We start from the raw sequence: 12,549 nt of genomic DNA, 5'->3' as shown, positions 1-12,549 counted from the left end.
TCTCTTTCGATCTTCCGTTTGCCGCGATCCCCCAGATCCAGCACCTCGATCCCCGTTGCCGGAGCCAGCATGACCTCGTCTGAACCTCTCTTCGACAGCAAGGCGTTTCTCAGTGCCGTCACCCACCAGAGCGGCGTCTACCGCATGTATGACAGCGGCGGCACCGTCATCTACGTGGGCAAGGCCAAGGATCTGAAAAAACGGCTCGCCTCCTACTTTCGGGCCAACGTCGACAGCATCAAGACCCGCACCCTGGTGCGCCAGATCGCCGACGTGCAGGTGACGGTCACCCACACCGAGACCGAGGCGCTGATCCTCGAGCACAACCTCATCAAGCAGTACCAGCCTCGCTACAACGTGCTGCTGCGCGACGACAAATCCTACCCCTGGATCATCATTACCGCGCACCAGCATCCGCGCATCGGCGTTCATCGCGGTGCCCGCAAGGTAAAGGGGGAGTACTTCGGCCCGTATCCCTCTGGCGGTGCGGTGCGCGAGAGCCTGCACCTGATGCAGAAGATCTTCCCGGTGCGCCAGTGCGAGGATGCGGTCTATGCCAACCGCAGCCGCCCGTGCCTGCTCTACCAGCTCAAGCGCTGTGCCGGCCCCTGCGTGGCCGGGCTGGTGAGCGAGGCCGAGTATGCCCAGCAGGTGGAGCTGGCCAAGCTGTTTCTGGCGGGCAAGAACCAGCAGGTGATAGGCGAGCTGGTGGGCAAGATGGAGTCCGCCAGCGGCGATCTGCGCTTCGAGGAGGCGGCCCGCTACCGGGATCAGATCCAGGCTCTGCGCCGGGTGACCGAGCAGCAGTCGGTGAGCGGCAACGTGCTGGACGAGCTCGACGTGGTGGGGGTGGCCTTCGAGCAGGGGACCGCCTGCATCCACGTGCTCTTCATCCGCCAGGGCAAGGTGCTGGGCTCGCGCAGCTACTTCCCGAAAGTGCCGGCCGATACCCAGCTCGACGAGGTGGTGCAATCCTTCCTGCTGCAGTTCTATCTGTCGGGGCAGGGGGGACGGCAGATCCCGAGCGAGGTGTTGCTCGACGTGGCGCTCGAAGACGAGAACGTCATCGCCGAGACCCTGAGCCAGACCGCCGGCTACAAGGTGCGGGTGGTGAGTCGTACCCGCGCCGAACGGGCCCGCTTCATCAAGCTCGCCTCCATCAACGCCCAGACCGCGCTGCGCTCGCGGCTCGCCCACAAGAGCACCACCACCGCCCGCTATGACCAGCTGGAGGAGCTGCTGGAGCTGGAGCGCCCCATCGCCCGCATGGAGTGCTTCGATATCTCCCACACCATGGGGGAGCGCACCGTGGCCTCCTGCGTGGTGTTCAACCGGGAGGGGCCGCTCTCATCAGAATATCGTCGCTTCAACATTGACGGCATCACCGGTGGCGACGACTACGCCGCCATGGAGCAGGCGCTGGAGCGGCGTTTTGGCAAGCAGCAGGAGCCGGACAAGGTGCCTGACGTGCTGTTTATCGATGGCGGCCTTGGCCAGCTGCGCCGTGCCGAGGAGATCCTGGCCCGCCAGCTGGAGTTTCTGGGGGGCAAATATCCGCTCCTGGTGGGCATCGCCAAGGGGGTGACCCGCAAGGCGGGGCTGGAGACCCTGATCCTGGGGGAGAGTCACGAAGAGCTGCATTTGCCGGCAGATATGCCCGCCTTGCACCTGATTCAGCACATTCGCGATGAATCCCACCGTTTTGCCATCACCGGCCACCGCGCAAGACGGGCGAAAGCCCGCACCACCAGCACCCTGGAGGACATTCCGGGGGTGGGGCCGAAACGGCGGCAGGCGCTGCTCAAGTACCTGGGCGGGCTGCAGGAGGTGAAAAAAGCCGGGGTGGAGGAGCTCGCCAAGGTGCCCGGCATCAGCCAGGAGCTGGCCCAGTCCATCCACGACGCCCTGCACTCGCTCTAGCCATTGGTTGCCGAGAAGGGGTGAATGCGCCCTATGTTGCCCCTGTTTGCCCTGATGGCGAACAGGGGATGTCGCCCCAGGTATCGGCAAGGGGCGAGTTGAGTCACATCATTCACCCTGGGTTCATTCACTTCGGGGATCCCGGCACACAAGAGCCGTGACGCAGGGGGGCCGTAAATGCCATAATGGCCCGCATCCTGAGGTTGTTGATGGATTCATAGACCAAGGCGGGCGCCTGTCCGGTTGCATCCGTGATCGGCTTGGGGCTACCATGTAGCGGCATACAAGAAGTGGCTGAAAATAATGACAAATATTCCTAATCTGCTGACGTTTTTTCGGATCTTGCTCATCCCCGTCTTCGTCATCCTGTTCTACCTTCCCTATCAGTGGTCCTATCTGGCGGCGGCCATCGTCTTCATCCTGGCGGCGGCGACCGACTGGTTTGACGGCTACCTTGCCCGCAAGCTGAACCAGTCCACTGCCTTCGGCGCTTTCCTCGATCCGGTGGCCGACAAGATCATGGTGGCGGCGGCGCTGGTGGTGATCGTCGAGCACTACAACACCATCTGGGTGACCATTCCTGCCATGACCATGATTGGCCGCGAGATCATCATCTCCGCCCTGCGCGAGTGGATGGCCGAGCTGGGCAAGCGCTCCTCGGTGGCGGTCAGCTGGATTGGCAAATGGAAGACCATGATCCAGATGGTGTCGCTCACCGGTCTCATCTGGCAGTACGACATCTGGATGGTATGGCTGGCCTATGTGCTGCTCTATGTGGCCACCGTGCTCACCTTCTGGTCCATGTTCCAGTACATGAAGGCCGCCTGGGGCGATCTGACCTACCACTCCCGCTTCTAGTCTGCGTTGGTACTAAGCACCTTTTCCCCGCACTTGGGGCAGGGAAACGGCCGTGAACGTTGAAAATGCAGGAAAAGGGCAAAAAACACCCGAACGATCAGGGTATTAAACATTTTTGGTTGACTGGGCGAGGAACATCGCTAGAATGCGTCCTCGTAGTCAGGCAGTCAGCCAGACCATTGCGGGAATAGCTCAGTTGGTAGAGCACGACCTTGCCAAGGTCGGGGTCGCGAGTTCGAGTCTCGTTTCCCGCTCCAAATTCAGACAATAGAGAGTTTCTCTCTTTTGCATGGCGCGTTAGCAAAGCGGTTATGCAGCGGATTGCAAATCCGTTTAGTCCGGTTCGACTCCGGAACGTGCCTCCATATTGACAAGCCCGCGGCGCGAGCTTGATACCGATTACGGTGCCCGAGTGGTGAAATCGGTAGACACAAGGGATTTAAAATCCCTCGACGTTCGCGTCGTGCCGGTTCGATTCCGGCCTCGGGCACCATTAAAATTGAAGACAAAAGCCTTACAGATTAAACAGATACGACGCTTTATTGCGTCGTTTTTGTTTCTGCTCCCCAGCGTTTCCCCTCTCTCACTTTTCCTTTCTTGTCCATTTCTTGTCTAAGCGACTTACTACTTCCTGCTACTCGTTGCGAACAACCTGCGCTTCGTCCCAACTGTAGTGGTCTAATCATCCCGGACACCATTTTAGGTGGTACAGTCGCCACCATGATCAGAGGTGTTCAATGACAAGACTACGTCGCTCATTTACTGCTGAATTCAAACTCGAAGCCGCATCCTTGGTGCTCGACCAAGGCTATTCCGTCTCCGAAGCCAGCCGTTCACTGGATGTTGGCGAAACCGTGCTTCGTCGATGGGTTCAGCAGCTTCAATCCGAACGAATTGGCACCACTCCTATCAGCAAGGCTCTGACCCCAGAGCAGTAGAAAATCCAGGAACTGGAAGCCCGCATCAACCGACTTGAACGTGAAAAAGCCATTCTAAAAAAGGCTACAGCTCTCTTGATGGCGGACGAGTTCACACGTACGCGCTGATAGATCGATTAAGGGAGCAAGCCCCCATCACCCTGGTCTGCTGCGCTTTTGATGTTCCCAAGTCCTGTTTTTACGGCTATTTAGCCCGCAAGCGGACGATTAACCGTGAGCGGATGAAACAACGAAGCGAGTTGCGCCGTTTGTTCAAAGAGAGCCGGGATTCCGCAGGCAGCCGTGCCTTGATGTCGATGATGCAAGAGCTGGGGTATCAGATTGGCCGATTCAAAGTCCGTAACCTGATGAAGGAAGCCGGGCTGGCATCCAAACAGCCGGGCGCACACCGTTATAAGGTTGCATGCTCTGAACGACCGGATATTCCGAATCTGCTGGCCCGCGAATTTGATGTTCCGCAACCCAATCAGGTGTGGTGTAGCGATATCACCTACGTCTGGACAAGTGCTCGTTGGCATTACTTAGCAGTGGTGCTTGACCTTCATACCCGGCGAGTCGTGGGCTGGGCGATGTCTGACAAGCCTGATGCAGAGCTGGCAATCAAAGCACTGGAGATGGCCTATCAGCAGCGGGGTTGCGCATCCGGTGTGCTGTTTCACTCCGACCAGGGCAGCCAATATGGCAGCCGGGCATTTCGGCAACGACTGTGGCGCTATGGCATGACCCAGCGTGGAAACTGCTGGGATAACGCCCGGATAGAGCGGTTGTTCAGAAGCCTGAAGTCAGAGTGGCTTCCTGCGACGGGATCCGTGAGCCTGCGGGAAGCGGAGCGGGATAGCAGTTATTACCTGATGGATTACTACAACTGGCGGCGTCCACATCAACACAATGACGGGATACCGCCAGCAGAGGCCGAGGATCGGCTTAATCAAGTGTCCGGATTTAGTTGACCACTACAGGCTGAATCCTTTGAGTGTCTGTGGCCTCAGCTGATTTTGATTGTTATGAGGCTTTCTTCTGTACTTCTGGGTAGAAGGATTAGATCATATGTCGCTAAATGAGTCAGTAAACGACTGAGCCACACAAGATAAGCTGTCACAATCTGCAGTCTGTTGGGCATCAAGGGGGCTCATATAGATTTCTCATTTTTTACATATTTGTTATTTTAAGGGGGAGGAATTGAAATTATCTGAACTGTTAAGGAAAGAAAACAATAACATAGATATCTTTAGAGTTATTGCCGCAAGTATGGTTATCTATGGCCATGCTTATGCTATATCTCCTGAACTAGGAAAGTCCGATATTATAGGTCGCCTAATGCAGGTTGACTATTCTGGTTCAATAGCAGTGAAAGTTTTTTTCTTTCTTAGTGGCTTGGTAGTTACTAACTCACTATTAAATAATGGTGATTTACTTCGTTTTGTTATATCTCGTTTTTTCAGAATTTGGCCAGCTCTAATCCTGTCAAGTATAGTGACAGCCTTTGTGATAGGTCCGATGCTTACCTCTTTATCACTTGTGGATTACTTCCACCAGAAAGAGGTATATGATTATGTATTAAAAATTGCTGGAATGAATATTCAGTTTACTCTTCCAGGTGTTTTTGTGGATAATCCATATCCGAATACGGTAAATGGATCGTTGTGGACAATACCCTATGAAGTGTTTGCATATATCTTGTTGTTTGCGCTGTATGCAGTTGGGGTTCTGAGCTCAAAGAAACTTAGTGTAGCCATATTCTTGGTTATTTTGATTGAGCCATTCTTGAGCTCAAGAATGTTGTTTCCTTGGGTTGTGCCAAATCATGAGGTGGATTTTTTAGCGCCATGCTTTGCATTCGGCGCAATGCTTGCTCTTAATAAAGAGCTGATAGCAATACGCTTTGCACCTTGTCTTGGATTCGCAGTGCTTTATATTGTGCTGCGAGGTACTATTTACTCATCATATTTTGCATATGCATCTATTTTCTTGTTTATACTTTATGCTTCATCAAGAGATTTTATCTTGAAATTAAAACCAAAAGCTGATATTTCTTATGGTGTTTACCTGTGGGGTTTTCCAGTTCAACAAGTGATGGCCCACTATTTTAGTGCCCATGGTGTTTGGTTTAATCAAATATCATCACTGTTTGTGTCTATTGCTCTTGGATATTTATCTTGGCATTTATGTGAGAAGCATTTTATTAAATATGGTTCGAACGTGTCCATTTTCATTAGGGGGAAATATCAAAGCCTGTCAACTGCTTTGATAAAGTGATTGTTAATGGTGATTGCTCTCAACCGTTTATTTATACATTCTGTTAATGTGGTATGTGTAAAGAGGCGGTTGAGACTCGGCACGATAGGCGTGAATCTTGCCCCATGCTTTTAGCATGAGAAAAAGTGGCGACAGAGTGGTGAAATAATTTTAAATAGGTGGTCATTTTTGGTCATCACTGGTTCACTAACTCTTTGATTTTTATGTAGGTGATATGTTTTCTCATAGGGCCAAATCAGATTTAAAATCCCTCTAAGTTCGCGTCGTGCCGGTTCGATTCCGGCCTCGGGCACCATTAAAATAAAAGACTTACTAAGGCCGCTAGCAATAGCGGCCTTTTTGTTTTCTCCCAGTGTCCACATTTGACCCACACAGATTTATTCCGGTAGCTCGTCGAGTTTCACCTCGAGCTGGAGGCGGTTGGTGTAACCCTGGTTGGTGAGGTCGTGCACCACCTGGGTGAGCAGCCTGTTTCTCGTTTACTAGAGGGTTGAGCTCCTAAGGTGACCCTCGCTGCTTTCTCTAGAGTTCCGAGATGATGGTCGACACTTCTTCGGCGCCATTCCTTATCTCTTGCATCACTTTCGCGACGTCATCGATCTGCCTTTGTCCATGGATGGCACCATCTGCTGCGGACTGGATCTGTTCGCTGACCTGATGGGTAAGCTGCTGGTTCTGGCTGACCACGCTCGCTATCTCGTTGGTGGATTGAGAGGTTCTTGCCGCCAGCTGACGAACTTCATCAGCCACGACGGCAAAGCCTCTGCCTTGTTCACCGGCTCGCGCGGCTTCGATGGCGGCGTTGAGTGCCAGCAGGTTGGTCTGATCTGCAATGCTGCTGATGGTTGAAACGATGGCGGTGATATTTTGGGATTGGGCATGCAGCTTGTTCATCAGCGTACTGGCATTTTCCATCTGGGTGACGATGTTGTCCGAGGTGGAGACGACGGTGGTCAGCATGTCCTCACCCTTGATGGCGGAAGCCTTGGTGGTGACGGAGGTTTCGTTGGCCACTTTGGCTACATTTTGCACGGCCTGATCTTTTTTGATTTGCGAGGTGATGTTGGAGGCAAACTTGATGACCTTGATCACCTTGCCATGGCTACCCCGCACTGCGTTGTAGGTCGCTTCCAGCCAGATTTCATGACCTTGCTTGTCAAAGCGCTGAAAGCGCCCCGATTTGAAGGTTCCCTGAGCCAGTTCCTGCCAGAAATCGGGGTGTTCCCGATAAAACAACTCATCACAGAACATACGATGCTGACGACCTTTTATTTCATCGAGTCGATAGCCCATGGTGTCGAGAAAATTGCGGTTGGCGTTGATGATGACGCCAGTTGGCTCAAACTCGATGACCGCAAGGGAGCGATCCAGCGCTTCGAATATCGCTTTCTGCGTCATGAGCAGGTCATGTTGCAAGGTCACGTCGGAGGCGATTTTAACGACTTTGTTGACCTTGCCATCCTGGCTGACCGGGAAGTAGGTTGCTTCCAGCCAGATTTCCTGGCCGTGTTTGCCGACTCGCTGGAAGGTGCCCTGCTGGCTGTGGCCATTGGCCAGCTTCCTCCAGAATTCCCGATAGGAGGGGGAGCCAGAGTCCTCTTTTCGACAGAAGATGGCATGGTGCTGCCCCACGATCTCCTTGAGGCTGTAGCCGACGGTGCTGAGAAACAGCGGGCTGGCATCGAGGATATGGCCCTCGGGGGTGAATTCGATCATCGGCAGGTGACCATGCATGGCGTGGTTCAGCGCCTCGCTCTGCAAGGCCCTTGCTCTTTCTGCTGCCAGCTCGTTCTTGAGTTTTGCGTTGAACATAGAAACTCCCCAACCAGGTCAAATCATTCAATGAGCCTTCAATCCACCTCTTACACCTTGCAGGCATAAGGCTCCGCTTGTGAGTGCAACACCCGCCGACCACTGACTCGGGCTACTCCATACAAAAACCAGGCCTAATACGCCATGGTGCGCCAACGGATGGTGTTGACCCCTGAGCTGAGTACCTGGCAATAGTGTGCTGATCGTCAATATGGCCGGGCGTTGGCGGCGGCTCACCCCAGGCCGGGAGGCCGTGTCTGTGAGCCGGGCATGATAAAGGGGGGATGGGTCGATCAGGGCAAGGCGTGGTGGTCCGAGGGGGCTGCTCGAGCAGAAAATACCGCTTTTATTGCAGTTTGCATCGCGTTTTGCTCGCCTTGGGCGGGCCTTGTGGCAAGTTGCCCGCATTGGGGGCGGAAGAGGGGGAAAACCAGGCCATTTTTTCTGGCTTGGGTTTTGCTTGAGTCGACAAAACGGATCGGCTCTTTGCAGCTGAATGCCTTGCTGCGATGGCCCAATGACGCTCTGCTACCAGGATGAGGTGATGCCATGGCTACTGCACAAGGACTCTTGCAGGACACCGCCTTCGACCAGACCGAGGCACATGCAGTGTCGCATGCGCCCCGAGGAAGGCATTCGGTCAAACGGATGATGATCCTGGGGGGGATCCTGGTGGCGGTGCCGCTGATCGTGGCATCCATCGTCTCCTTGTGGAGCAGCCAGGCCCAGCTGCGCGCACAGGAGAAGGTCGAGCGTTTCAATCAGGCTCACCTCATCTTCAAGGAGACGCGCTATGACCTGGTGCAGATCCAGCAGTTCATCACAGATGCGGCGGTGACCGGCAACACGGAAGAGGGCCTCGCCGAGGCGGCCACGTTTCGCGATACCGCCTTGCAGAATCTCAATACCCTGATGCGCAGCCTGCCGGACTTGAGCGACGAGCTGCTGCCGATGCAGGAGACGGTCAAGGGGCTGTATGAGAAAGGGGTTGTCATGGTGGATACCTACAGTCGCCAGGGTCAGGCGGCGGGCAACCTGATGATGAGCAGCCAGGGTGGCTTTGATCACATGGTGATAAACATCAACGAGCGGCTTGAGCGCATCAATCATCAGCTGGACAGCCGGATCACCCGTGCCGTGGCCAGCCGTGACGAGGCCAAGGCGCTGGCCCTGCTGATGGGGTTGGTGGCCGGGCTGGTCTCCCTGTTGTTCGTGGCGCTGGCCTATTTTATTCAGTACCGTCACCTGATGCGCACCCTGGGCGGTGAGCCGGATTATGCCGCGCGGGTGGCCGCCGAGATTGCGGCGGGCAACCTCACCGTCGCCATCCAGACCCGTTCGGCAGACAATCACAGCGTGCTCGGGGCCATGCGGCTGATGGCGGCGCAGCTCAGTCGCCACATGCGCCAGATAGACCTGCGGACCCGGCAGCTGGCCCAGTCCTCCTATCAGATCTCCGATATCTCGAGAACCATCACCGACGCATCCCAGCTGGAGCAGCACCACTCGACGGAAGTGACCCGCGCCAGCAATGACCTCTCCTGCGCGGCCGAGGCGGTTTCCGGCCTGGCAAGCCAGGTGGGGCAGCAGGCGGAGCTGGCCTATCAGAGCGCCCATCGCAGCACCCGGGTGATGAGTGAAAACATCGAAGAGATGCGCCACGCCGTGACCGAGGCGCAGCAGGCGGAACAGAAGACCCGTCAGCTGAGCGAGGCGAGCCAGCGCATTCAGGTGATCACCCAGTCCATCACCGCCATCACCGAGCAGACCAACCTGCTGGCCCTCAACGCCGCCATCGAGGCGGCCAGGGCCGGGGAGTATGGCCGCGGCTTTGCGGTGGTGGCCGACGAGGTGCGCAAGCTGGCCAACAATGCCGGTCAGGCCACCAAGGAGATCAACGAGATCGTCACGACCCTGAGCCGGCTCATCGGCGAGAACGAGACCTCGGTGAAGAGCGTCATCGCCCGCACTCACCTGACCATGGACAAAGCGCACGAGGCGAGCCAGTCCATCAACGGCCTGATGACAGAGATCGAGCGCAGCGTCGGCGCGGCGGATCAGATCCGCGGCACCAGCGACGAGCAGATGGGCAAGCTCTCCTCGCTCAATGCCCACCTGCACGACCTGCTGCATGCGCTCGCGGAGAACACCGAGAAGGTGCAGACCACCGGGATCATCAGCCGCACCCTCTATCAGGAGTCGAGCCAGCTGCGCGACATCATGGAGCAGTTCCGCTTCGAGGCCGAGAGCGGGGCGGATCGCAGCGATCATGAGCTGCGGCGGGCGCCGCGCATGTACCAGCACATGATGGTGAAGGTACAGGCCGGGGGTGGGTTCCATGAGTCGATCACCGAGGATTTCAGCGTCACCGGCCTGCGACTGCGCACGGTACAGCCCCTGGCTCTGGACAAGCGCGCCGAGGTGGAGCTCAAGATCTACACCCCCAAGCCCTCCATCGATCTGTATCGCAACCAGACGCCGCTGACGATCAAGGCCAGGGTGATGTGGTCCCGTCAGGCGGAAGAGGGCGAGGTATACGGGCTGGAGTTCATCGAGGTGGCACCGCAGGCGCGCAGCCAGCTGGAGGCCTGCTTCAAGCACTATGCGCTGGAGCCGACTTATACCGGCTGATGCCATGTCGAGCCCGACAGAGTGAAGGGGCAATCAAGAGAACAAAGACGAGATGATGAAAGAGGGGAGTCTGGGCTCCCCTCTTTATGCTTGGGCTGACAACACAGGGTGTCTGCCCTTGTACGGCGCGCAATCGCGCCTTTAGAACTTGTAGAGCCAGGAGACGGCGGTGAAGTAGCCGTTGTAGTCCTGGTTCAGGTTGCCGAGGTTGCGCTCTTCGCCGGTGTAGAGGTAATCCACGTCCTGGAAGTATTCGTAGCGCACATCCCAGCGCAGCGAATGCTGCTTGGTCAGCTGATAGAGGGCGTAGCCTTCCAGCCGGTGCTGCTTGCTGGTCAGATCCGGGTAGTCATAGCCCTTGCTGGCGTCGGTCTTGCCGCGGCCATAGGCGAAGCTGTAATCGAGCCCGAGCTCGAGATCCCGGTCAAACGCCTTCTTCTGGGTGAGCCCGAGCCCGAGGGTGGTGATCTCGTCGCGCACCGCCGTGCTGTAGGGATCCCAGTCCGGTGCGCCTGTGTAGGCATGGTTCTGGCTGGAGGTGATCCACTGCAGGTTGCTGAACAGGTGGCCGCTCAGGTTGTCGTCGAACTGCTGGTTGAGGGTCAGGTCGATGCCATAATCCTTGCCCTCGCTGCGCCCTATGTCCGGCTCCTTGTAGTCATCCCTGGCCCACCACCCTTCGAGGCGGGCATCCATCCCCTCGCTGAACTGATAGCCGAGATCCCCCCTGAGTTCGACCCTGTCCCTGTCCGCCAGATAGAACTGGCGCAGGGTCGGGCTGCCGTTGCCACCGGCACTGTCGTGGCGCCAGTCCGAGCCGTCGCGGGTGCTCCAGGCGAGCTTGCCGCCCAGTTGCAGCGCCCCGGCCGGGCGGTAGCGCCCCTTGAGGAACAGGGTGTGCTCATCGGTATCCTGCCGGTCGGCCTGTTCGCGCTGATCGGCCTTGTACTGATAGCCGGTGGTGAGCTTGACCGAGCGGCTGAGTCGGTAGTCGGCCGCCAGATCCGCCTTGCTGCGGGTGCGATCGCTCTTGCCGCGCTGCTTGCCGACCACCGCGTATTCATCGGACTTGTCCTTGCGGTCCCGATACTCGCCGCCGGCGCGCAGGGTGAGATCCCGGCCAAAACGGCCTACCCACTTGGCATCGGCCTGCAGGGTGCTGACCTCGCCGTGGAAGTCATCCTGGGTGATGGGGGCGTTGCGAAACGCGGTCAGGCTGCCGTTGGAGGTGGCCTGGCTGGTGAGCACGCGGCCGGTCAGGCTCTGCCGATCCCAGTTGTACTGGCCGGATAGGCTCAGCTGGTGGAAGTTGTTGTCCGGCTCGTAGGCGCGCTCGTTGGCGTAAGGGTCGGCGACGCTGCCATAGTAGAGCGCCGTGTCATCGGTACGGTAGAGGGAGCCGTTGTAGGCGAGATCGACCAGCCAGCCTTCTCCCAGGTAGCTGACGCCGCTCTTGACCAGGGTGGTCGAGCTGCCGTCGACGGGCTTGGGCAAGAGGCCTGGCCCGCTGCCGATGCCAGGCACGCTCGACTGGTAGTAGGCGAGGGTGGCCTCTTTTTTCTCATGAGAAAAGTCGGCGTAGGGGCGCCACGGGCTCTTCGGGGTGTAGGCGAGCCCGGCGGTCAGCTTCTTGCGCACCACCTCCTTGTCGAACTCGGCCAGCGACCCCTGGGTCAGCGGGCTCTCGCCCGGCTGATAGACGCTGCGGCCGTGGCTGCTCCAGTAGAAGGGGGATTCCGAGTAGCCCAGTCGGGCGCGCATGCCGTCGTAGTGGCCCTGTTCGGTCGCCAGGCTGAAGCGCTCCATGCCGAGGTTTTTCACCTCCAGGCTGCCGTAGCGGGAACCTTCTCCCCGATATTGCAGGTCGGCGTTGAAGATGCCGAGCATGCCGCTGTCCTGCTGGCTGGGAACCCAGTTGCGAAAGCGGGTGGCGCCATCGTCGTTGGCATAGCCGGCACCCAGCCCCACCTCGCCAAACCAGCCCTCATCGCGCTCGCAGGACTTGCAGCTCCAGCGTTCGGTCTTGGCCGGTTTGCTCTGCTGCAGGGCGTAATCCCCGACTGCCAGCGGCTCTTCGGCCGCCTGGGCCGAGCAGACCGCCAGCAGGGAGAGCCAAAGTGTTGAGTATTTCATG

General features: G+C 57.3%; 6 protein-coding genes, 3 tRNA genes and 1 pseudogene. 8 read left to right on the top strand and 2 right to left on the bottom strand.

Annotated features, from left to right (window positions below):
* Positions 1–69 precede the first annotated feature (69 nt).
* The 7 genes and pseudogenes from uvrC to QLG02_RS00370 all read left to right on the top strand — a co-directional run bounded on the left by uvrC (position 70) and on the right by QLG02_RS00370 (position 5,972).
* The gene (gene uvrC, locus QLG02_RS00400) at positions 70–1,920 is read left to right on the top strand and encodes an excinuclease ABC subunit UvrC (RefSeq protein WP_011706578.1); all 1,851 of its coding nucleotides are present in this window, start codon (positions 70–72) and stop codon (positions 1,918–1,920) included.
* A gap of 303 nt (positions 1,921–2,223) precedes the next feature.
* Entirely contained in the window at positions 2,224–2,778 is a 555-nt protein-coding gene (pgsA, locus tag QLG02_RS00395) for a CDP-diacylglycerol--glycerol-3-phosphate 3-phosphatidyltransferase (protein WP_011706577.1), read from the top strand.
* Between the two features lie 181 nt (positions 2,779–2,959).
* A tRNA-Gly gene (locus QLG02_RS00390) sits at positions 2,960–3,035 on the top strand.
* 34 nt (positions 3,036–3,069) lie between these two features.
* Positions 3,070–3,143 (top strand) — tRNA-Cys (locus QLG02_RS00385).
* A 41-nt stretch (positions 3,144–3,184) separates the two neighbouring features.
* Positions 3,185–3,271 (top strand) — tRNA-Leu (locus QLG02_RS00380).
* Between the two features lie 244 nt (positions 3,272–3,515).
* Positions 3,516–4,666: pseudogene (locus QLG02_RS00375) on the top strand (IS3 family transposase).
* 229 nt (positions 4,667–4,895) lie between these two features.
* Positions 4,896–5,972, top strand: coding sequence for an acyltransferase (locus QLG02_RS00370; RefSeq protein ID WP_282464215.1), 1,077 nt, complete (start codon positions 4,896–4,898; stop codon positions 5,970–5,972).
* Between the two features lie 522 nt (positions 5,973–6,494).
* Here the strand turns inward: QLG02_RS00370 and QLG02_RS00365 are convergent.
* The gene (locus tag QLG02_RS00365; RefSeq protein WP_201905123.1) at positions 6,495–7,784 is read right to left on the bottom strand and encodes a methyl-accepting chemotaxis protein; all 1,290 of its coding nucleotides are present in this window, start codon (positions 7,782–7,784) and stop codon (positions 6,495–6,497) included.
* A gap of 549 nt (positions 7,785–8,333) precedes the next feature.
* On the opposite strand from QLG02_RS00365, the gene QLG02_RS00360 reads away from it, so the two are divergent.
* Positions 8,334–10,415: a methyl-accepting chemotaxis protein gene (locus tag QLG02_RS00360; protein ID WP_282464214.1), complete on the top strand. Its 2,082-nt coding sequence runs from the start codon at positions 8,334–8,336 to the stop codon at positions 10,413–10,415.
* Positions 10,416–10,556: 141 nt separating this feature from the next.
* Here QLG02_RS00360 and QLG02_RS00355 read toward each other — a convergent pair whose 3' ends face one another.
* A complete protein-coding gene (locus QLG02_RS00355) occupies positions 10,557–12,548 on the bottom strand; it encodes an MtrB/PioB family decaheme-associated outer membrane protein (RefSeq protein WP_282464213.1) in 1,992 nt (663 codons plus the stop codon).
* Position 12,549: the final 1 nt, after the last annotated feature.

Source organism: Aeromonas sp. V90_14 (genome assembly GCF_029967615.1).
In the GTDB taxonomy this organism is placed as follows: domain Bacteria; phylum Pseudomonadota; class Gammaproteobacteria; order Enterobacterales; family Aeromonadaceae; genus Aeromonas; species Aeromonas hydrophila.
The sequence above is the reverse complement of the archived record's forward strand: the minus strand, read 5'-3'. Positions and strand labels throughout refer to the sequence as shown.